Here is a 23,272-nt window from a genome sequence, read left to right as displayed (position 1 = left end):
ATTTAACTATTACTAGAAGCAATTAAAAACTATTAAAAAATACGCTTATCATTGACAGGCTTGGCGAATTTATTAATAGTGGCTTCGATATTTTTAGCAATGCTAAGATAGTACGGCGCAAACTCATCATCGGCTAATACGCTCGGCTCACCTTTATCCACTTGTGCACGGATGCCACTGGCGAGCGGTAATTGTCCCAGTAGCGGCACCTGATACTGTTCAGCGATTTTTTCACCGCCGCCTGTACCAAAGATAGCTTCTGTATGATTACAGTTACTACAGGTATGTAGTGCCATGTTTTCGACCACGCCGAGTACTGGGATATTGGTTTTGTTAAACATCTCAATGCCTTTTTGCGCATCAAGTAAGGCAATATGCTGCGGCGTCGTGACAATCACCGCGCCCGTCACGGGAATACGCTGCGCTAGCGTGAGCTGAATATCGCCCGTACCCGGTGGCATATCAATGACTAAGTAATCCAGCTGCGGCCAGTTGGTTTGATTATACAGCTGCATCAGCGCACCAGTGGCTTTTGGTCCGCGCCACGCGACAGGCGTATTGTCGCCATCGAGCAAGCTACCAATCGATAGCATTGCCATACCGTGCGCATTGATAGGAACAAACTGCTCGTTTTCCAGCTCAGGTTTGACATTATCGACGCCTAGCATCGTTGGCATACTAGGACCATAAATATCGGCATCCAGTACGCCAACACGGTTGCCTAGCTTTTGTAATGCCAAGGCGATATTCACGGTAGTCGTTGACTTACCAACACCGCCTTTACCCGACGCCACGACGATAATATGACGAATACGCGGATGCGCGGCGAGTGACGCTTGTGTCGGCGCGGCTTTGGTAATTGGTGGTTCAACAGTAGTATTGCTATCAGCATTTGCCGCTGGTTGATGTTGATTGTCCATGGCATTAGTGGTTTTTGGCATTGCTTTTGGCAGACTTGACCCCGAGCCTTTCGTCGGTGCGGGCAGACGAACATTCATATGAATAGTCTTGATCCCGTGCGGATGTAACAGTTGCCCAAGCTCTTGTTGGATAATTTCAGGATTACTATTTACGGGTAGACGCAAGTCTAAGGTGAGCTGGTCACCATCACGTTCGAGCCCCGTTACCATGGTGGCAATACTGACAGTACCTACCTCATAACCAAGCAGCACCTTGTCCACGGCACTATCGCGCTCTGCCCGCTGCTCTGGTGTTTCTGATTTTTTGGTGGAGGTTTTCTTCATAAAGTTAAACATAGCGACTATTACTGCCTATACAAGTGGGTGGGCATGGCAAAAACTCAGCGAATACTGTCGTGAACAATACCGCTCGTGAGCGTGTTAGCCAGACCTTTTATAGTGACAGTGTAGCTGAATTACCACTATAAAAAAACCACAACGCTAGTGGGACTAGGCTTTATAGCAGCGTTAACCGATAGACAAAAACTGTGAAGCAATAAACAAATAAATTAGTACACCCGAGGCATCACAGACAGAGGTAATCAAAGGCGCACTGGCAGTGGCAGGGTCAAAACCCAATTTATTAAGCACAAAAGGTAAGCTCATACCAATCACACAACCAATCATCACCACCGACATCATACTCAGTGCCAGCACTAACGACACCACTGCATCACCACGTACATAACCGATGATTGAGATAGCCACCGCCATCGTCGCCCCAAGCATCAACGCAACCACCGCCTCTCGACCCAATAATGAAAACCAGTCACGCATGACCACATCGCCAGTCGCCAAAGCTCGCACCATCAAGGTCGCTGACTGCGAGCCAGCGTTACCACCACTGTCGACCAATAAAGGTAAAAAGAACACCAATACCAAATTGGCGGCAATCACATCTTCAAAATTGGAAATACTCAACCCTGAGAGCAAGTTACCAAATACTAAGAACACCAACCAAAAGACCCGCTTACGGTATAACACTCGAACGCTGACGTCTTTTAATTTGCCAACCATGGTCGAGACACCGCCCGACTTATGGAAATCATCGGTTGCCTCATCACTCGCCACATCCATCGCATCGTCGTGGGTAACAATACCGACCAAAGCACCACTATCATCGGTAATAGGCAGCGCAATTAAGTCATAGCGAGCCACGACTTTCGCAACGTCTTCTTGATCATCATTGACATTACAAGACACTACTGTACTCATCATAATGTCATTAATCAGCTGTTCAGGAGCCGCTAAAATAAGTACTCGTAAAGAGACAACGCCTAATAATTTACGCTCGTCATCAATCACATAAGCATGATAAATAGTCTCGGCATCAGGTGCTTCTAGGCGCAGTGCTGCCAATGCCTCAGAGACAGTCATATGAGCAGCTAAAGTCGCATAATCAGATGTCATCAACGCACCAGCAGTGCGCTCCTCATAGGCAGATAACTTACGAATATCTTCACGTTGTGCCTGTGCCAAGGCGGGTAACAAAGCATCCCGCTGCTCCTGATTTAGGTGCTTATATAAGTCGGTACGCTCATCTGCGGGCATCTCGCCTACTATCTTTGCTAATACAGCCCGAGGAAATACATAGGCAAGCGCAACCTGAATATCCGTTTCTAAATAGGAGAACACGGTAGAACGATTGGGCAGATGCTCAAGTAGCTGCCATGCAAGATTTGGCTCCATGAGTGCCAGAACATCGGCAATATCAATCGGGCGCAAATTTTGAAGTTGATTGATTGATTGCTCAAACTGCTGTTGCTCGATAGCACGGCTTACTGTTACTGCAAGCGTTTTTGCAAAATCCTTATCATTCATTATACTTACTCCCTGCGACCCGAAACGCTATTCAAGCGCTCATAAAAAAGAGCCAATCTAATTGGCTCAAATTAATATAAAACTAGATGCTAATGGATTGGTCTTTTATTAGCAAGCCAATGATCCTTAAACCAATCAAACAGCCCGCAAACCCATTAATTCACCACTCAGTTAATTCATAAACCACCCATGACTGGCAACGATAGACTGACCTGTAAAGACATTGCTCGGAAATGCTGCTAAAAACAATGCCAATTGGGCAATATCGTCAACCGTCGTGAATTCTTTATCTACCGTATTGACCAACATAATATCATTGACTACAGATTCTTCACTGATGCCTTTTTCAGCCGCTTGCTGGGGGATTTGCTTTTCGACCAATGGCGTTTTGACAAACCCTGGACAAATCACATGCGCGCGTACATTATGCTCAGCGCCTTCTTTGGCCAATACACGGCACAGCCCAAGTAAACCATGCTTTGCCGTGACATAAGGCGCCTTAAACATGGATGCTTCATGCGAATGGACTGAGCCCATATAGATGACCGTACCGCCTTTGTCATCTTTATACATATGCTGTATCGCCGCTTTGGTGGTCAAAAATGCCCCATCTAAATGGATAGCAAGCATTTTTTTCCAATCCTCAAACGCCATTTTATGGATCGGGTCGATGATCTGAATACCAGCATTGGAGACAAGAATATCAATACCACCAAAGGTATCGACAAGCTGCTGCACACCAGCGTTTACCGCCTCCTCTGAAGTCACATCCATGGCAATGGCAAATGCGCGTCCGCCTGCCGCTTCAATAGCATCAACGGTTTTCTGAGCCGCTTCAAGATTAATATCTGCAATACCAACCGCTGCGCCTGCCTTCGCATAAGTTTCAGCGATATCACGTCCGATACCGCTGGCAGCGCCTGTGACCAATGCCACTTTGCCCGACAAATCCTGTTGTAATTGGGTCGCCATATATCGTCCTTAATAATGGGTAATAATGCTTAGTGAAGTAAACCAGTAAATAAGCCGCTAAAAGATAGTGGCTATTAAATAAATTTACACTATTAGTTAATGTATCAAAACTATTGAGCAATGCTCACTGGCGTTTTTTCTTGTAGCTCATCAAAGCTAACACCTTCTGCCAGCTCAACTAGCTTTAGACCGTTGTCAGTAACGTCTAGTACAGCAAGTTCGGTAATAATTCGATCAACCACCCCTTTGCCCGTCAATGGTAGCTCGCAATTGGCAAGGATTTTTGGCTCGCCGTGTTTGTTGACTTGTTCCATTAAGACAATCACGCGCTGTACACCAGCGACCAAATCCATCGCACCGCCCATGCCTTTGACCATTTTTTTGGGAATCATCCAGTTGGCCAAATCACCTTTTTCTGACACTTCCATCGCACCCAATATCGCAAGATTAACATGACCGCCGCGAATCATCGCAAACGACTCTGAGCTACTAAAATAACTGGCGCCCGCTTCGGCAGTGACGGTTTGTTTACCCGCATTAATCAAATCTGCATCGACATTTTCTGCCGTTGGAAACTCGCCGATACCTAATAGACCATTTTCAGACTGTAGCCAAACATCGACATCTTTAGGGATATAATTGGCGACTAAGGTTGGTAGTCCAATGCCTAAGTTGACATAATAGCCGTCTTGTAGCTCTTGTGCGGCACGCTGTGCCATCTGCTCTCTTGTCCATGCCATGATAACTTCCTTATTTTTATAACGACCCCAAAAAATATGATGAGCGGTGTCAAACTCGCTTAGTCTACTAAATGTAGCACTTTCACTCGTTTTCCTTGCCACTCAAATTTTTAGGAATAGTATGACAATATTCTATTATTAATTTAACACTTTAAAAAATTCTATAAAGCCTGTAACTAAGCGCTTTCGACTGCTTTGGTCGTGGTTTTTTCAATACGCTTTTCAGGATTACTATTCAAGACGATACGCTGCACAAAGATACCCGGCAGGTGCACGTCATCAGGATCAAAGGTGCCTGTCTCTACGATTTCTTCGACTTCAACAATAGTAATTTTTCCTGCCATGGCGCAATCTGGATTGAAGTTACGCGCCGTCTTGTTAAAGATTAAATTGCCCGCTTTGTCCGCTTTTTGCGCTTTGATTAATGACACATCAGCGCGTAATGAGTGCTCAAGTATATAAGTACGACCATCAAAATCACGGGTTTCTTTGCCTTCAGCGACTAGTGTGCCAACGCCAGTTGCGGTGTAGAAAGCAGGAATACCAGCGCCGCCCGAACGTAGTTTTTCCGCTAAAGTACCTTGCGGCGTTAACTCAACTTCTAACTCGCCTGCCAAGTATTGACGCTCAAATTCTTTATTTTCACCGACATAGGATGAAATCATTTTTTTAATCTGGCGCGTTTGTAATAGTAATCCTAAGCCAAAGTCATCGACCCCAGCGTTATTACTGATGCAAGTTAACCCTTTAACACCACTATCACGCAATGCGGCGATTAACGCTTCCGGAATACCGCACAGACCAAAACCACCGATAGCGAGGGTTTGTCCATCGCTGACGATGCCTTTTAGCGCTTCTTCGGCACTGCTATATACTTTTGATTGACTCATGCTTATCTCCTTGCAAGTCTATTTTTTGTTATTAACTTCTATCATCAATGATTATGAGTGGGTGACATCACTCAATATTTCCATATTTATATTAATACAATTTCTATCGATATATCATAATTAAAAATCTTGTGCTAACTTACCATATTATTCTCGTAGCGAGAAGAGAATAACCATAGGAATATACAAGCCAGCGCAGTAGCGGTATATATGATGGGTCAATATCTTATTAAGACAAGATTTATGTTTAATAAAATATCAAATATTGCCTATTTTAAGTAATTTTATTGACCAATATCACTATGCTCTGCATACTCGCTGACTGAACTTTGCCAAGGATGGCGATCATGTTTAGTACCTTTGCTATTGTCATTACTTTATTATTATTGATGTTTTTTGCTTATCGCGGTTATTCCGTGCTGATATTAGCACCGATTATGGCGACATTAGCCGTACTATTATCAGGTGATTTTTTAAGCACGATTCCGGCCTATACCGATGTGTTTATGGGCGCATTGAGTGGATTTTTACTTAAGTTTTTCCCTATATTCTTGCTGGGTGCACTATTTGGGCGTTTGATGGCAGACTCTGGTGCGGCGACCGCGATTGCCAAAACCGTGGTCGAAAAGCTTGGTGCTAGCAAAGCCATCTTAGCGGTTATCTTAGTTTGTGCCATTTTAACCTATGGTGGCGTCTCGTTATTTGTGGTGGCATTTGCTATTTACCCCATCGCCAAAGACTTGTTTAAAGCCGCTGATATTCCTAAGCGCTTGATTCCGGCAGCGATTGCCTTAGGCTCATTCACCTTTACGATGACGGCATTGCCAGGTACGCCTGCCATTCAAAACGCCATTCCGATTCCTTACTATAATACCAACGTTTTTGCCGCGCCTATCTTGGGTATTATCGGCGGTACTATCATGTTTATTTGTGGTTGGTTATGGCTACAATCACGCGCCAGAAAAGCCAATGCAGCAGGCGAAGGCTATGGTCAGCATGACGAAGAGGATGTGGGCGGCGTTGGAGCAGCCAAAAAAGAAGCTGAAGTATTAAATACGCACCACACCTCATTTACTATTGCTATGATTCCACTGGTGTTGGTCATTGGCTTGAATGCTTTATTAACTTACGCTATCTTTCCATCAGTGGATTTTAGCGGCTTACAAGCTCAGTTTCCTGATCTAAATATCGCAGGCTCACTGGGTTTATGGTCAATTATCATCTCGTTAGTCGTGGCTTGTGCTGTGTTAATTTTGCTACGTATCGGTCATTGGAATAATCTGCAAAAAACCATCAACCGTGGTACTTATGATTCGATGTTGCCGATTTTTAATACCGCCTCAGAAGTCGGTTACGGCGCGGTTATCGCCTCGTTAGCAGGTTTCCTCATCATTCGTGATAGTATCTTAAATCTAACACCTGACAATCCTTTAATCTCAGAAGCGGTGGCGATGACCACGCTGGCTGGTATTACTGGCTCGTCGTCTGGCGGTTTGAGTATTGCCCTCTCGACGTTGGGTGAAGACTATTTAAGAATGGCGGTCGCAGCAGGTATTGACCCAGAGCTCATGCACCGTGTTGCCGTGATGGCAGCGGGTGGTTTGGATACGCTACCGCATAGTGGCGCTGTCATCACCTTACTTGCGATTTGTGATTTGACCCATAAGCAGTCCTATCTAAACGTCGCCATGGTAACGATGGTGATTCCACTTATTGCTGTGGTCGCCGTTATCATTTTAGGGACGATGTTTGGCTCGTTCTAACGTCCTGAAATGAGGCATTTATTAAACCTTAAAGATAATTAAATTTAATGATTATTGCTTGATACCGAAGAGCCCACTAAGCGATTGCTTGGTGGGTTTTTTATGGACGCTTTCTCATTACTACCTCTAAATACAACCGACTATTTATCTCTCATAATTGATTGACACTCTATATACCGTATAGAGTTAATCGCTTTATTAGCGACTATATTAATTACTCAGGTAATGTCACAAATTTGGCTGAATTACGGTATCATAGGCACACTTTTTTAAATTTTTATTTGCTTAATACGTTTTAGCATTGATAGTTTGATATTAATAGTATCGCGTCTAATAGCTCAAAACCGCTTAAGACGTTTGATAACCAACCCGTTTATATAAAAATATAGGTGATAAAAGTGCGTGAGATTCTAGTAACCAGTGCGCTGCCCTACGCCAATGGCTATATCCATTTGGGGCATCTTGTAGAATATATTCAGACCGACATTTGGGCACGTGCCATGAAAGCGCAAGGCCATCAGGTCACTTATGTCTGCGCAGACGATGCACACGGTACGGCAATCATGCTCAAAGCAGAAGCCAATGGCGTCACGCCAGAGGAACAAATTGCCTCGGTGAAAGCGTCGCATGAAGCAGATTTTGCTAAATTTTTGATTAACTTTGACAATTATCACTCCACGCACTCAGAAGAAAACAAGCATTTCTCTGAGCTGATTTATCGTCGCTTGAATGATGCTGGGCATATTAGTACAAAAGATGTCGAACAACTATTTGACCCTGAAAAACAGTTGTTTTTAGCCGATCGTTTTGTCAAGGGTACTTGCCCTGAATGCGCAGCGGCAGACCAATACGGCGATAACTGTGAAGTTTGCGGTACCACCTATGATGCAACGGATCTTAAAGACCCGCATTCAACATTATCAGATGCCACGCCTATTCTGAAAACGTCCAAGCATTACTTCTTCAATTTGCCTGAATTTGAGCAATTCTTAAAAGATTGGACGCGTAGTGACAATCGATTGCAAACATCGGTCGCCAATAAGCTACAAGAATGGTTTGAAGCAGGTCTGGCAACGTGGGACATTTCCCGTGATGCACCCTACTTTGGTTTTCAGATTCCAGATACCCCAAGCGATGAGCCAGACAAATATTTTTATGTTTGGCTAGATGCGCCAGTGGGTTACATGGCGAGCTTCAAAAACCTCTGCGATAAGCGCGCAGGTACAGACGAGGCGCTTGATTTCGACCGTTATTGGATGCAAGAAAACGAGCATAAAACCGAGGTGTATCACTTCATCGGTAAAGACATCGTTTATTTCCATGCGCTATTTTGGCCTGCTATGCTTGCTGGTAGTGAGTTCCGTACACCAACGGGTGTTTTTGCTCATGGCTTCTTGATGGTCAATGGCGAAAAAATGAGTAAGTCACGCGGTACTTTTATTAAAGCCGAAACGTATGCTGATCACTTACATCCTGAATACTTGCGTTATTATTTTGCTAGTAAACTGTCTGATAAAGTCGAGGATATCAACCTTGATTTAGAAGATTTCATGCAAAAGGTTAACTCTGACTTGGTTGGTAAAGTGGTCAATATCGCTAGCCGCAGCGCTGGATTCTTGGTCAAAAAGTACGATGGCATGCTCACAGAAGTCTGCGCTGAGCCAAGTTTATTAGAAGATATTACCAAAACGGGTGATGAGATTGCTGCCGCTTATGAGAACCGTGAGTTTTCTCGCGCCATGCGTTTGATTATGCAATGTGCTGATAAAGCCAATGAATATATCGATGAGAAAAAACCATGGGCGCTTGCTAAGGTAGAAGGCGCAGAGCAAGAAGTTCAAGATGTTTGCTCGGTCGCGATTAATATCTTCCGTCAATTAATGGTTTATCTTGCACCAGTATTGCCTGAGCTAACCGCCAATGCCAAAGAGTTTTTGAACATTGACGACTTAAGCTTTGCCAGCCGTAATGAGTGGCTATTGGGTCATAAAATCAATAAGTTCAAGCCTTTAATGCAGCGTATCGAAGAAAAAGACGTTGCCGCGATGGTTGAGGCATCAAAAGAGTCTTTGGCTCAAGCTGCTGCTCCAGTGGCTAGCAAAGCCGTTGCTAAAAAAGATAATAAGCCAGCAAAAGAAGCTGGTACTGATATAAATACTGAGACAAATACTGAGCAAACTGACCATATCGGTATCGAAGACTTTGCCAAAGTTGAGATGAAAGTCGCTCACGTTTTAGCCTGCAATCATGTCGAAGGCGCAGATAAGCTTTTACAATTCACCTTGGACGTTGGCGAAGACAAACCCCGCAATGTGTTTAGCGGCATTCGTAAGTTTTATGAGCCTGAGCAACTACAAGGTAAAAAGGTTATTTGCGTGACCAATCTTGCCCCACGTAAGATGAAGTTTGGTGTATCAGAAGGTATGGTGCTATCGACTGGCAATCCAAAGACAGGCTTAACGGTCGTGACATTACCTGATGGCTGTGTCGTTGGCGATGTGCTTGCTTAATAGTTAGGCTTACTCAACAAACAAAAAAGATGTCCAGCTGGGCATCTTTTTTATTGTCCCAAAACTATCGCTGGTCAATCGCCAAAATCAGTGCTTATATAGAAGATAATATCGATGAATATTAACTCAGCACGTTCTTTATAGAAGTAATGACAAACGCGTTTTAATTTCTTATTGCCATAAGTTACATTACTGTCATAATATGGACGTAATGATCAATGGATTGATTACTTTGATGTTAGCCCGTTATCTCAGCATGCACATAACATTGACTCGGGTAACCTGCACTCTCTAACCTATGAGCCCCAATAAAATGACCTTTGCTACTACTTTACGCTTCAGCCTATTCGGTGCTGCTATGAGCGCCGCGCTTGGATTAATTGGCTGCTCAAACACGACCGACACTGCTGCAACGACAGATACAAGTGCCGCCGCAGATTCTGATAAGCCTGCCAAGACATTAGCCATCACTCAAATCGTCGAACATCCTTCATTAGATGCGATGCGCCGCGGCATTATTGATGAGTTGGCAGATAATGGCTATGTTGAAGGCCAAAATCTAACCATTAATTTTCAAAGTGCTCAGGGCAATACAGCGACAGCAGGTCAGATTGCTAAGCAGTTTGCAGGAGACAATCCAGATGCCATCGTGGCAATCTCGACGCCATCAGCTCAGTCTATCGTTGCGTCAACTAAGACGGTTCCAGTTATTTATACGGCTATCTCAGACCCTGTCGCGGCAAAGCTCATTAACGAGAACAATACGCCTATCCAATCTAATGTGACAGGACTGTCTAGTGAGCTACCTATCGAGCCGCAACTAGACAATATTCAAAAAATTGCGCCTAATGCAAAAACCATTGGCTATGTTTATAGTCCAGGTGAAGTCAATTCGGTGGTGGTACTCAATCAACTTAAAAAAGCTGCGCCTGCGCGTGGGCTTAAGATATTAGACGTCACCGCCAATCGCCCAACGGATGTGGCGATGGCGACTCGTAGCCTTGCTGGTCGTGTTGATGTGATTTATACCTCACTAGATAACAATGTGGTATCCGCCTTTGAAGCGATGGCAGGTGCTGCCAACGAGCTTGATATTCCTGTCATTGCCTCGGACGAGTTCAGTGTGCGACGTGGTGCGACTGCGGCGCTTGGTGTCAATGATTATGACTTTGGTCGTACCACAGGCAAAATGGTGTATCGTGTGTTAAATGGCGAAGCAGTTAGCAGTATTAAGCCTGAAGTGATGAATACTTTAACCTTATATGCAAGCCCGAAACATGCGGCTGAGCAAGGCGTCAGTCTGACTGATGAGCTGCTAAAAAATGCCATTAATGTCGACAAACAAGCGCAGAGTGCGGATAAATAATACGGATAAATAGTTTTGACAAGTAGCACTGAAAAATAACATTTAGCCTTCTATACAGATAACTGCTTTACCCTTTATCCATCTATACCTTTTATCTATAAATTAAATAATGTACGGACACATTATTATTTTCAGGAGTGAGACCCATGTTGTATCAAAATCGTTTTGGTCATTTTAACTTTAGTAAAGCACTATTATTAGGTGGTGTTTGTACGGCCATCTTAACTGGCTGTAATCAATCAGCACAAGATACCAGCACCACTGATACAGCTGCTACTGGCGATGCAGCCACAGCGATGAAGACCGTCGCTATTACGGCTATCGTCGAACATCCAGCGCTTGATGACGTCCGTAAGGGCGTTATCGACGAGCTTAATGAAGCAGGCTTTAAGGATGGTGAAAACTTAACGGTTAATTTCCAAAGCGCACAGGGTAACACTGCCACTGCTGGACAGATTGCTAAGCAATTCGTCGCAGATAATTCAGACGTTATCGTTGCGATTGGTACTCCATCAGCGCAGTCAGTAGCTGCTGCTACGAGCAGTATCCCTTTAGTATTCTCAGCAGTTACTGACCCAGTTGCCGCCAAACTAGTGACAAAACTAGATGGCTCTGGCACCAATGTCACTGGCGGCTCTGATGCCCTGCCTTATGAGCCACAAATTGAGCTGATGCGTCAAATCATTCCTAGTCTAAAAAATGTCGGCTACGTTTATAGCCCAGGCGAAGTCAACTCAACGATTATATTGAAAAACTTAAAAGAAAAACTGACACCACTAGGTATCAATGTACTCGAAGCGCCTGCCCAGCGTAGTACTGATATTGCGATGGCAGCACGTAGCCTCGAAGGTAAGGTCGATATGATCTATACCTCAACCGATAATAACGTCGTATCGGCTTACGAATCACTATATCAAGTCGCCAAAGAGAGCAAAATTCCACTGATTGCGTCTGACACTAGCTCAGTTGAGCGTGGTGCCGTTGCTGCATTGGGCGTGAATTACTACGAGCTCGGTCGCGAAACAGGCAAAATCGTGGTACGTATTTTAAATGGTGAAAAAGCAGGCGCTATTCCTGTCTACACCCCGCAAATGTTGGATCTATACGTTAGTCCAAAGCATGCCAAAGAAGAAGGCATTACTTTGTCACAAGCGGTTATCGATAAAGCAAAAGAAGTGGTAGAATAACGCACTTTTATAGCTAGCTCATTACAGCTATCATAAGGTAGATACCGAGTTTGATGGATTTGGTGTCAGCCTTCATCTACCGTTATGCGATGAGGCTAAATGTTTAACATCAGAAACCCAGCTATGAATCAGTAGGCTGGGCTTCTTATTTAAACCACATTGATTAAATATAAAGTATTTGCGTCATTTCTAAATTTGCCCTTTTTTTAATCAAAGCTTTGAACCTAGGTAGCTTATGATAGCTGTTGATCGTGACATGTTTTGGTTTACCCTAACCGCAGATTGTTTAATCTGTTAAATTCACCGCTTAGTCGTTTAGCTAAAATTGACGTATAGATGAGACAGCGCTGATCTATCTCACGCACTCATTCTATGAATCGATATTAGAACGTTAGTGGCTAAACGCTTGGTTATGACTTACTGATCTCTTATGTCTTTAATTGCTTTTTTTGGTGCACTTGAAAGCGGTCTGATTTATGGCCTAGTAGCACTTGGTGTGCTGATCTCATTTCGCACCCTCGACTTCCCCGACTTGACCGCTGACGGTAGTTTTCCACTAGGTGGCGCTGTCGCTGGTATTTCTATCATAGCTGGTGTCAACCCATGGCTTGCCTGTGCTTTCGGTATGTTGGCAGGTTCCGTTGCTGGTATTGTTACGGCATGGCTACACGTCAAACTTGGCATCCTGCAACTACTTGCCAGTATCTTGGTAATGGTCGCACTATATTCTATCAATTTACGGATTATGGGTGCACCGAACTTGCCATTATTGGGTGAAACCACGGTCTTTAGCACCTTGGTCACGGATGGCAACGGTTATTGGATGCGCTGTCTAATTATTGGTGTCGTGGTGATAGCTGCCATGTTATTTTTAAACTGGTTCTATAGTACCGAAACGGGTCTTTCGATGCGGGCGACGGGTTCCAACCTCCGAATGGCACAGGCGCAAGGCATTAACACCTCATGGATGACCATCATTGGTATGGCGATTTCTAACGGTTTGATTGCTCTAGCAGGTGCATTGTTTGTGCAGACTCAAGGTGGCGCAGATATCTCGATTGGTATTGGTACCATTGTCATCGGTTTAGCAGCGGTCATCATTGGTGAAACCATCATTCCTGCCAAGCGTATTTGGCTGATTACCTTTGCTGTGGTTGTCGGTGCGGTATTGTACAAGCTGTTTATTCAGGTTGCCCTATCGAGCGATACGCTACGTAGTATTGGTTTTGGTCCGCAGGATTTAAACTTGATTACAGCGCTGCTCGTGGTATTGGCCTTGGTATTGCCCAAAGCTAAAAATAAATTTTTAAGTCGTAAAGTTCGGGCTTAATGTCAATGTGCAACCATAAGGAATAATTATTATGATGCAAGCTACAGATTTGCGGTTGACCTTTAATCCTGGAACGCCCATTGAAAACCCTGCCCTACGCGGTATCAATCTGAATATCGCTGATGGCGAGTTTGTGACTGTTATCGGTACCAATGGCGCGGGTAAATCGACCTTTTTAAATGCGGTCAGTGGCACCACGCGCGTCGATAGCGGTTCAATCTTATTAAATGGCATCGATGTCACCAAAAAAACCGCGCACCAACGCGCTCATTGGGTGGCTCGTGTCTTCCAAGACCCGATGGCGGGAACTTGTGAGGCGCTAACCATCGAAGAAAACATGGCGCTTGCCTATAAGCGCGGCGGCAAACGTGGTTTAAGCTTTGCGCTCAATCAAAATAACCGTGACTTATTTCGCGAGAAACTGTCAGTATTAAAACTGGGTCTAGAAAATCGTTTAACCGACCGTATGGGCCTGTTATCCGGTGGTCAACGTCAAGCTGTTAGCCTATTGATGGCGTCATTACAGCCCTCCAAAATTTTATTGCTTGATGAGCACACTGCTGCCCTCGACCCTAAGACTGCTGCTTTCGTTTTAGAATTGACCGATAAAATTGTAACGGACAATCAGCTTACAACGATGATGGTCACGCACTCAATGCAGCAGGCATTAGCGCATGGCACCAGAACGGTGATGTTACATCAAGGACAAGTGGTATTAGATGTGGCTGGCGATAAACGTCAAGGCATGACTGTACATGACTTACTTGATATGTTTGAGCAAACTCGCGGTGAAAAAGTCGAAGATGATAGCTTGATATTGAGCTAGTTTACAAAGGTAGAATGAGTCAAAAAACGCCCACGCTTAATGTAAGCATGGGCATTTTTTCGATAAGATATGTTTTCTAGCTAATCTCTATAGCCAAAATCATAAAATATTATTTTTGAGTTATTTGCTCATATTAAGACCTTTGGTAAAACCATACATATCTATTACTTTTGCCTTAGGGTATCTCAACCCTGATGACTCACCAGTTGTAAAATCCAGTATTTTCAATTTATCCGCTAGGCTATCAACTTCATATTGGTTATCTAAATAAAACTGATGGATATTTCTTAAAGCATTTTTATTGCACACTGAATACCCACATTTACTGGTAGAGATAGAGCTAAAAGCATCTTTAAAATACCTATCAAAAGCAGGTACAAAACCAAAAACACCCAGTAAAATTTTGGTAATCAGTGTTAAGTGGGCATTGTTACCATGAATCAGTCGCTCTTTGCATTGTTTATATATCTCTAAAATGATATCCATATTCTGTTCATTGTAATTATCGACATCAATATCCCAAATAGATTTATCTTGTTCGGCTATATATTCGATCAAAGGTTCAAAGTATTTAATGCTATGACCTAATAGGAAGCTTGAACCTCTCATCATGCCCCAGCTTGCTAGGTAAAAACCTAAAACTAGACAGCTTTTTTCCATATCTTCTCGTAATTGCTGTGAAGAGGTTTTTTTGAAGTATCCATAACAATAATCAAATGAAGCATATCTATCATCAGGACAGTGTTTAACTGAGAACTGGTGAACAGTTTCAGCAACATCGCTTTGAAAATATGACACAAATTATTCCTTTTATCTTTTTAAAGTATATTTAGTGAACCGATAATATAGCTTGTGTAGGTAAACTATCTATGTCTACTCACGTGCATACAACTAAATCCCAAGCATAACCAACTTTTGAATCAACTCACTGACATGTTGTGACTGCATTTTTTTCATCACTTGTGAACGATGCACCTCTACCGTACGGACGGAAACGTCTAAATGATCAGCGATATTTTTATTCAAATTACCTTCTAACAATTCATTGGCAACCTGCTTTTCTTTATCGGTCAGCTGCGCATAGAGCTTTTTAATATCATAAAGCGTGGCGCGTTTTAGAGTGAGGTTTTGCGCACATGCAAGCGCTTCTTGTAGCCGGCGGCTATTAATCGGTTTTTCCAGATAATCAGCCGCACCTTGCTTCAGCATATTGACAGCATCAGCAATCTCGCCATTTCCCGTTAGCGCTATCAATGCCATAGGGCTGTCCTGTTGACTAAGATGCACTTGTAGCGCTTGACCACTCATCTCTGGCATCATCAAATCACTCACAATCACTGCTGGACGACAAATATTAACTTGTTGCAAAAACGTCAGCGCACTTGCCCACACTTTGGTCGATAGCCCTAAGCTGCTAATCAAAAAATCACAGGACATGCGCACACTTTCTTCGTCATCAATGATATGAATAATAAGCGATTCTGGCGTAATGCCTGATAAATCGTCAGACAGATGACTGTTTTCATCTTGCCAGCACGTAGGCTCATTTGAGAGTTGATTAGACGTCATATGTGACCTTATGGCTAAATACATTATTGATATTCATTAGAGTTTTTCGTCGTTATTCGCTAAAGATAATGGCAGATAAAAAGATATTTGTGCGCCCACCATGTTTGACAGCTGATAGTTAACATTGATTTGTAGCAGCTGAATCTTACCATTTAAGCTACGTTTAAAGCGGTGCTGCTCGCTGCTCATTACTTGGTAAAATTGCTCAATTTCACGTGCGGCATCAATATTATTTAGCTGCATCATACCGCCCAGCGACTTGCATAAGCGCTGACATATCATCAGTCCTAATCCTAGACCGCCTGCTTTCGTTGATTGAGTAGCATACTGACTGGGTAGGTTCTCTGGTAGGTGCTGTGCTTTAAGCTGGGCTTGATCAAAGCCGCCAGCATCATCGCTTAGATGCAATACCAGCCATTGCTTGCCATCATGTTCCTCTGCCTGACAGCGGAGCATGATATTGGTCGCCCCTTGCTGCGCAGCATTGGTCATGCTATTTATCAGTAATTGATCTAATAGCAAATTTGGCAAGGTTAAATGCTGATAATCACTTGCCAGCCAAAAATTGACACCTACTGCTTGCTCACCCAATAATAAAATGCACTGTTGATAGATAGCTGCGATATCGACACGAGTTTCCTTCGCTTGCGACCGTCCAGCCCAGCGGCGAATATTAGTCACTACAGCAGCGACACGTTCTGTTTCATTGACAATCTGCTGTAGAGCATTCTCTGTTGCCGCATTATCAAGTGGCGCTATGTCGATAGCATTTTTAGACAAACTTGTATGTTGACTGCGTATCAATAACCCTTGCGCATAATTTTGAATGGTTGCCAGCGGCTGATTTATTTCATGAGCGATAGCACCGCTCATCTCACCGATGACCGCAAAGCGCTCTGATTGGTGTAACTGCTGATCATAATCACGGATTAGCCTATTTTGCCGCACTATCTTTTTTTGCCGCCGCCATGCCAGCCAGCTCATCCAAGCATAATTTACTGTCGATATCAGGATAACCAAAATAATCACAGCCATCCATAATCGATGCGCCTTTATCCAGTCGATCATATGCGCGCTCAGCTGCTTTTGGGCGGGATGACGATTCATCTCATAAAGAATGCGCTCAGCATCGCTACTTGATTCTGCTGGCAACCAGCGCTGCTCTAATTGACTCTTGCCAAATAGATTTTGATTGATCTGGCGCACCAAAGCATCTGGCGCTTGCTCGGTCGCTGCCAATGTCCAATTTGGGTATATTTTCGTTGAAGAGTGGCAGCTGGATACAGTGGCGACTGGATGAATGAGACGGTATTGCTTGTCATTGATTTGACCGCGCCTTGCCATCTCTTCCATCAAACAAAGCGGTGTAATGGCAGCGTCTACCTTGCCGCGAGCCAAGGCATGCAAAGTGCGCTCTATCGGATAACCGACAAACTGTGTTTGATAGTGATTTGGCGTGATGCCATTTTGCTGTAATAAATGCGCGCCCAATAAATAACCGCCAAATGCGTCAGTGTCGACGGCAGCAATATGACGTTGCTCTAAATCCTGCAAACGATAAATATCACTGTCGGCAGCGACCCATAAAGCACTGGCGACCTCTTCCATCGCACTCGGCTGTTTTAATGGCGTATATTCATTTAGCTTATTAAATTCATTGACGAGGGTGACTGTCGTCGATAGCTGATTTTGCGATTGTTGCCCATTAACACCCTCAGCATCAAATCCTTGATTGCTAAAAATTTTATCACGAGAACTTTTATCACGAGCGTTTTGCGCATTGCTATTTAATTGAGCCGTCTCTGTTTGTAAGGTAGCCAGCCAGCGCCACCTGATGGTATTCATTTTTATAAACTGTACTTGCGGGCCAAGCACTAGCGCAAACTGCTGTGCTTCTATTTGCTGTTGCCAATTCTCCAGCGCCAAAGGTACCAATATCACGGTGTCATCTGATAACTGATCATTAAGCTCGTCAAGCCACGGCTGCCAGCGATTTTGTGCGGCTGTTTCGCCTTGCGGTGCCAGCACACCCAAATAGTAGGTCTGGGCGGTGGCATTAGATAGCATCAACCAAGCAGCCGATGCAACAACGGTAATAAAACAAGCCTTTAAGATAGTCCAAATTTTAGACTTTTTATGCATACACCTAGCCTTATATTTGACCTACCAAACGTACATTATAAGTAAAAACCTTAATTATAATGTGGTTTTCCACAATATCACAATATTACCCGCTACCCTATACTATATGACAGTCGTGTAACTTTTAATTCGCTGAGCTTAAATCACAAATATTCGATTTCAATTTTGATTTCAATAAGAATGATTAATACACCTCATGAAATATGGGTGATGAATTATAAGCTTAGTAAAAATATCTTATGGAGGGCGGGCTTATGAAAAAATGGCCACTGATTATAATAATAGCAGCCGTCATCGGGCTGGTGGTTGCCTTTATTATTGGGCAATTACTGCCAAATATGCGCACCAGCAGTAGCGATATCGAGGTCAATATCACTGATCCTGCTCTCATCAAGCAGGGCGAATATATCGCGCACACTGCTGACTGTGTCGCGTGTCATACCACGCTCGATGGCGAGACTTATGCAGGCGGTCTGCCTATGCTAACGCCACTTGGGGCAATTTATTCGACCAATATCACACCCGATCAAGAAACTGGCATCGGCAACTATAGTTTCGACGACTTTAAGAACGCCGTTAAGCATGGGGTACGCAGTGATAATAAAGCCTTATACCCTGCTATGCCGTACCCCTCTTACCAGCTCATGCCAGACGAAGACTTAGCCGCGATGTACGCCTTTTTTATGTCCGATGTCAAAGCCGTCAAGCAAGCCAATCTAAAAAGCGAGCTACCTCCGATAGCAAACTGGCGCTGGCCCTTGGCATACTGGCAGGTCTTATTTGATCGCAAGCGTGACTTTGTCCCTGAAACAGACGATGCCCTATTGACTCGTGGTCAATACTTAGTCGAAGGTCCTGGGCACTGCGGCTCTTGTCATACTGGACGCGGTATCGGCTTTCAAGAAATCGCTCTAAGTAATGCAGATTCTAACAAGTATTTGAGCGGTGCCATCATCGATGGTTGGCGCGCTAAAAGTATCCGCGGTGAGCATCGCGGACTTGGTACTTGGACGGTCTCAGAATTAAATGACTTCTTCAAAACTGGTCGTACTGATACCACTGCTGCCTTTGGTGCCATGGCCGAAGTGGTTGAGCATAGCACCCAGTATATGACCGACTACGACATCAACGCCATGTCATCCTATCTTAAAACGTTAACGCCAGCACCAAACAAAGAAGCCACACTGCCTGCGAAAAAAGACATCACTACGCAAAAATTACTAGATGGCGACTATGATTCACGCGGTTCGATTTTGTACGCCGAATATTGCCAAATTTGTCACCGTGTCGATGGTAAAGGAGTCGCGCGTATTTTCCCAGCGCTTGATGGCAATAGTGCGGTTTATTCTAACAATGCCGATTCGGTACTACAGATTACCTTAAGCGGTGGTCGTATGCCTGAAACTCCACATGACCGTATGGCGTTTACTATGCCTGAATTCAGCAATCTTAGCGATGCAGATGTGGCAGAAGTGGTCAATTATGTCCGTAATAGCTGGACCAACCAAGCGCCTGAAATCGATGTCGATGATGTGGTAAAAATGCGGGCTTTCCTCGCCAAAAAACCAAAAACCAGTACGGATATTGCCCCAGACTTAAGTATTGATGCGCAAACAAAAGGAGCAGAATAATGAAAAGATCTCCACTCAACTTGCCTACTATTGCTAGCGTTATCTCTCAAAAAATTAATATAAGCAACTTAACCACTGCTATCCTTACTGCTTCAGCGCTTAGTATCGCCGCTATCAGTAGTGGTTGCTCTCAGCCCGAGCCTATCGAGCAGAATGCGCCTGAGTACGGCTTAGTCACTGCTAATGATGCCAACGAAGATATCGGCACTTATGTGCTGCCGCAAGATACGGCTATCTTGGATGAACCAAATGCTGATGAGATATTTTATGGTAAGCGCTTATTAAACGAAACCAAGCGCTTACTGCCAGAGCATGTGGGCGCGCAAATGAACTGTAACAGCTGCCATATCTCACAAGGTAAAATTCCACTTGGCGACCCGTACATCAATAGTTATAACTTCTATCCGCGCGTGATGCCACGATCTGGTAAGGAAGTCGATTTAACCAAACGTATTAATGGCTGCTTCCAGCGCTCAATGAATGGCAAACCGTTGAAACCTGAATCCCCTGAAATGCTGGCAATGTTGGCTTATATGAAGTGGCTATCGCAAAATACCCCAAAAGAGCAAAAAGTCGATATCCAAAATGCAGGTAAAGTGGATGAATCACTAATCCCAGATCCTGTCCGCGGCGAACAAATTTATAAAGCTCAATGTGCAACTTGTCATGGTGATAATGGCGAAGGCATCAAAGACAGTCGCGGCGATATCGTGTTCCCGCCACTATGGGGCGATGAATCCTTTAACATCGGTGCTGGTATGGCACGTACTTACAAGGCGGCGGCCTTTGTAAAATACAACATGCCGATGGGTATTCAGACCAAAGGCTTATGGGGTCACGGAAATGTGCTGAGCGATCAAGATGCCGTCGATGTGGCGCACTTCTTTACTCATCAGCCGCGCCCTGACTTTGCTGGTAAAGTCAATGATTGGCCAAATGGTAAGAAACCTAAAGACGCGCGTTACTGATATATTAAGAAGATGGCATTTATGAAGACATCATTCTATGCTCGCTTGTGAGTGAGCATAGACACGATAAACCTTTAAGGAAATACATTTTTCTTAAAGGTTTTTTTGTTACCTATAGTTAATGCTTCTACAAACTTCTCGCTCGTCACTATATAGTTGCTGTATATCAAAGTCCGCTACCGCCATTTACTATGAGGTCTGTCATGCGCAAAATTCCTGTCTACTCCCACCCTGCTGCCGGTTGGCCTGCGCTGATTTCCTCTACTCGTAAGCTGATGGATTATCAGACTTTTTTACGGGGTAGCGTAAGTGTGCTAAAAAGCAATCAACCTAAAGGCGGATTCGACTGTCCGGGCTGCGCTTGGCCAGATCATAAGTCACATAAAGCCATTGATGTCTGTGAAAACGGCATCAAAGTCATCGCTAGTGAGACCATGACTAAAAAAGCCGATGCGCAGTTTTTTGCGCGACATAGCGTCACCGAACTACAAGGCTGGTCGGGCTATGAGCTTGAGCATAGTGGTCGTTTATCAGAGCCTGTATATTATGATGCCGCGCAAGACCGCTACTTACCAATCTCTTGGGAAGCCGCTTATACATGTATCGCTGAGCAATTAGGACAGCTTGATTCGCCAGATGAGGCGCTATTTTATACCTCAGGCCGTGTGACCAACGAGCCCGCCTTTATGTATCAGCTGTTTGTGCGCTGTTTTGGCACCAATAATTTACCCGATTGCTCCAATATGTGTCACGAACCAACGTCGGTAATGCTCGGTAGACAGTTGGGTATTGGCAAAGCGACTGTGAAACTAGAAGACTTTGAGCAAGCCAAGCTGATATTGATGTTTGGACAAAATCCTGCGACCAATCATCCACGCATGCTTGAAATGCTTGCCCATGCTCACGAGCAAGGCTGTCGGATCTTCTCAATCAACCCTATGCGCGAACAAGGCTTACGTAAATTTAGAAATCCGCAAAAGCCCACGCATATGGCAGCTGGTCAAAGTGATGAGATGGTCGATGAGGTCATTCAAATTCAGATCGGCGGCGATGCAGCACTATTAACAGGTATCGCTAAGTGGCTGACTAAAAACAATAAAATCAATCAAAGCTTTATGGATGAGCATACCTCAGGATATGAGGCACTCGACGCATGGCTGCGCCAACAATCATGGCCGGATGTAGAATGCGGGTCTGGTATCAGTAAAGAGGAAATCATTAATATAGCAAAACTGGTAGCGGCGAGTCCTGCGACCATTTGCACCTGGGGCATGGGCATCACTCAGCACGTCCAAGGCGATGACAATGTAGCGATGATTACCAACCTATTATTATTGATGGGGATGATTGGTATTGATGGCGCAGGCGCGTCTCCCGTTCGTGGTCACTCTAACGTACAGGGCGACCGCACCATGGGCATCCATGAGCGCCCTGCACAAAAGCTACTCGACAGCCTTGAGCGTGTGTTTGAACGTCCGATGCCACAAGAAAATGGCTTTGATGTGGTCTCTGGTGCGAAAGCATTGATTGCCGGTAAGCTAAAAGTATTTATGAGTATGGGCGGTAATTATGCCGTGGCAGCACCTGATACCAGTGCGATTCAACACGCTTTAACCACCACTCAGCTCAATATTTTTGTCGGTACTAAACTTAATGAAACTATGCTGTATCCGGGCGCGAACAATCTTATTTTGCCTTGCTTAGGTCGTACCGAACGTATTATTACTGCCAAAGGTGAGCAATTTGCCACTATCGAAGATTCCATGTGTCAGATTGTACCCACTCGAGGCAACCTGAAACCTGTCAGCGGTACGTTAAAGTCTGAAGCACAAATTGTGGCAGATATCGCCACTCACGTGCTTGGTGCTGATTCGTCCATTCCTTGGCAAGCAATGAGTGAAGACTTTGACATCGTTCGTGATTATATCGCCCAAGCGATTGACGGTTTTGAAGACTTTAATCAGCGTATTCGCGCAACAGAGCGTGGCTTTCATTTGTACCATTCTGCGCGTCATCGTGTATGGAATACTGATAGTGGCAAAGCGCAATTTGAAGTACCACAATACCCTATCACCTACGTCGCAGCACAAATGGCAGAGACCTCCTTAGCCTTTCATCATGACAAAAAACCCAATGATAAGACTAATAATGCGCCAAACAATGAACAAAAAATTTGGCAATTGACCAGTGTCCGTAGCCATGACCAATTTAATACCATGATTTTCGGATTTGAAGATCGCTATCGCCAAACCAATCGCCGTGATGTGTTGTTTATGCACCCAGATGAGATGACTCGTTTGGGTTGGCAAGCAGGTGACCGAGTAATCATATCCCGTCATGCCATCTCAAATGGTTCAAATAACACAGACGGTACCGTTCAGCCACGCGCGCTAGGGCCGTTAGTATTGACTGAGATGGATATCGCCGCTAACGCTGTCGCAACTTATTATCCTGAATGTAATGATTTATTTGATTTAGACACGCATGCACCAGACTCTCACATACCAGCGTATAAATCGACGACCGTTGTTTTGCAACGCGTTGAGGCAAATACTGGTACGACCGATCATGCATAGTCAGCAACGGGCGAATCACTGA

Annotated in this window: 17 protein-coding genes; 9 read left to right on the top strand and 8 right to left on the bottom strand. The window is 44.3% G+C overall.

Features of this window, described 5'->3' with window-relative positions; genetic code table 11:
- Positions 1–32 precede the first annotated feature (32 nt).
- From apbC to JMX82_RS00445, 5 genes are all read right to left on the bottom strand, one after another.
- Positions 33–1,256, bottom strand: a complete 1,224-nt coding sequence (gene apbC / locus JMX82_RS00465) for an iron-sulfur cluster carrier protein ApbC (RefSeq protein ID WP_201538914.1) — start codon at positions 1,254–1,256, stop codon at positions 33–35.
- Positions 1,257–1,427: 171 nt separating this feature from the next.
- Complete coding sequence (gene mgtE / locus JMX82_RS00460; protein WP_201538913.1) at positions 1,428–2,780, bottom strand: magnesium transporter; 1,353 nt, start codon at positions 2,778–2,780, stop codon at positions 1,428–1,430.
- Positions 2,781–2,951: 171 nt separating this feature from the next.
- Entirely contained in the window at positions 2,952–3,752 is an 801-nt protein-coding gene (locus JMX82_RS00455) for a 3-hydroxybutyrate dehydrogenase (RefSeq protein WP_087815038.1), read from the bottom strand.
- Positions 3,753–3,862: 110 nt separating this feature from the next.
- Entirely contained in the window at positions 3,863–4,492 is a 630-nt protein-coding gene (locus JMX82_RS00450; RefSeq protein ID WP_045455208.1) for a CoA transferase subunit B, read from the bottom strand.
- Positions 4,493–4,668: 176 nt separating this feature from the next.
- Positions 4,669–5,382: a CoA transferase subunit A gene (locus tag JMX82_RS00445; protein ID WP_055124355.1), complete on the bottom strand. Its 714-nt coding sequence runs from the start codon at positions 5,380–5,382 to the stop codon at positions 4,669–4,671.
- Between the two features lie 347 nt (positions 5,383–5,729).
- Between JMX82_RS00445 and JMX82_RS00440 the strand changes: the two genes are divergently transcribed.
- The 6 genes from JMX82_RS00440 (at position 5,730) to JMX82_RS00415 (ending at position 14,364) form a co-directional block, all read left to right on the top strand.
- Positions 5,730–7,145 (top strand): GntP family permease, encoded by a 1,416-nt coding sequence (locus tag JMX82_RS00440; RefSeq protein ID WP_201538912.1) that lies wholly within the window; start codon positions 5,730–5,732, stop codon positions 7,143–7,145.
- A gap of 398 nt (positions 7,146–7,543) precedes the next feature.
- Positions 7,544–9,655, top strand: coding sequence for a methionine--tRNA ligase (gene metG, locus JMX82_RS00435; RefSeq protein WP_201538911.1), 2,112 nt, complete (start codon positions 7,544–7,546; stop codon positions 9,653–9,655).
- 313 nt (positions 9,656–9,968) lie between these two features.
- On the top strand, positions 9,969–11,021 hold the full coding sequence (locus JMX82_RS00430) for an ABC transporter substrate-binding protein (protein WP_060490786.1): 1,053 nt from the start codon (positions 9,969–9,971) through the stop codon (positions 11,019–11,021).
- A gap of 146 nt (positions 11,022–11,167) precedes the next feature.
- Positions 11,168–12,208, top strand: coding sequence for an ABC transporter substrate-binding protein (locus JMX82_RS00425; RefSeq protein WP_109590281.1), 1,041 nt, complete (start codon positions 11,168–11,170; stop codon positions 12,206–12,208).
- A 430-nt stretch (positions 12,209–12,638) separates the two neighbouring features.
- Positions 12,639–13,538, top strand: coding sequence for an ABC transporter permease (locus JMX82_RS00420; RefSeq protein ID WP_201538910.1), 900 nt, complete (start codon positions 12,639–12,641; stop codon positions 13,536–13,538).
- A 31-nt stretch (positions 13,539–13,569) separates the two neighbouring features.
- On the top strand, positions 13,570–14,364 hold the full coding sequence (locus tag JMX82_RS00415) for an ABC transporter ATP-binding protein (protein WP_045446787.1): 795 nt from the start codon (positions 13,570–13,572) through the stop codon (positions 14,362–14,364).
- A gap of 120 nt (positions 14,365–14,484) precedes the next feature.
- On the opposite strand, the gene JMX82_RS00410 is transcribed toward JMX82_RS00415, so the two are convergent.
- The 3 genes from JMX82_RS00410 to JMX82_RS00400 all read right to left on the bottom strand — a co-directional run bounded on the left by JMX82_RS00410 (position 14,485) and on the right by JMX82_RS00400 (position 18,075).
- Positions 14,485–15,162, bottom strand: a complete 678-nt coding sequence (locus JMX82_RS00410; protein WP_201538909.1) for a hypothetical protein — start codon at positions 15,160–15,162, stop codon at positions 14,485–14,487.
- Between the two features lie 93 nt (positions 15,163–15,255).
- On the bottom strand, positions 15,256–15,933 hold the full coding sequence (locus JMX82_RS00405; RefSeq protein ID WP_201538908.1) for a response regulator transcription factor: 678 nt from the start codon (positions 15,931–15,933) through the stop codon (positions 15,256–15,258).
- Positions 15,934–15,969: 36 nt separating this feature from the next.
- Positions 15,970–18,075, bottom strand: coding sequence for a PhnD/SsuA/transferrin family substrate-binding protein (locus JMX82_RS00400; protein ID WP_201538907.1), 2,106 nt, complete (start codon positions 18,073–18,075; stop codon positions 15,970–15,972).
- A gap of 254 nt (positions 18,076–18,329) precedes the next feature.
- Here JMX82_RS00400 and JMX82_RS00395 point away from each other — a divergent pair, with 254 nt between their 5' ends.
- The 3 genes from JMX82_RS00395 (at position 18,330) to JMX82_RS00385 (ending at position 23,250) form a co-directional block, all read left to right on the top strand.
- A complete protein-coding gene (locus tag JMX82_RS00395; RefSeq protein WP_227676236.1) occupies positions 18,330–19,706 on the top strand; it encodes a cytochrome c in 1,377 nt (458 codons plus the stop codon).
- Positions 19,706–20,674, top strand: coding sequence for a c-type cytochrome (locus JMX82_RS00390; RefSeq protein WP_201538905.1), 969 nt, complete (start codon positions 19,706–19,708; stop codon positions 20,672–20,674). The genes JMX82_RS00395 and JMX82_RS00390 overlap by 1 nt, the downstream gene beginning before the upstream one ends.
- Before the next feature lie 203 nt (positions 20,675–20,877).
- Positions 20,878–23,250 carry an FdhF/YdeP family oxidoreductase gene (locus tag JMX82_RS00385; protein WP_201538904.1) on the top strand — a complete coding sequence of 791 codons (2,373 nt, stop codon included), beginning with the start codon at positions 20,878–20,880 and terminating at the stop codon, positions 23,248–23,250.
- Positions 23,251–23,272: the final 22 nt, after the last annotated feature.

The sequence above is a fragment of the Psychrobacter sp. 1044 genome (assembly GCF_904846525.1).
In the GTDB taxonomy this organism is placed as follows: domain Bacteria; phylum Pseudomonadota; class Gammaproteobacteria; order Pseudomonadales; family Moraxellaceae; genus Psychrobacter.
The sequence above is the reverse complement of the archived record's forward strand: the minus strand, read 5'-3'. Positions and strand labels throughout refer to the sequence as shown.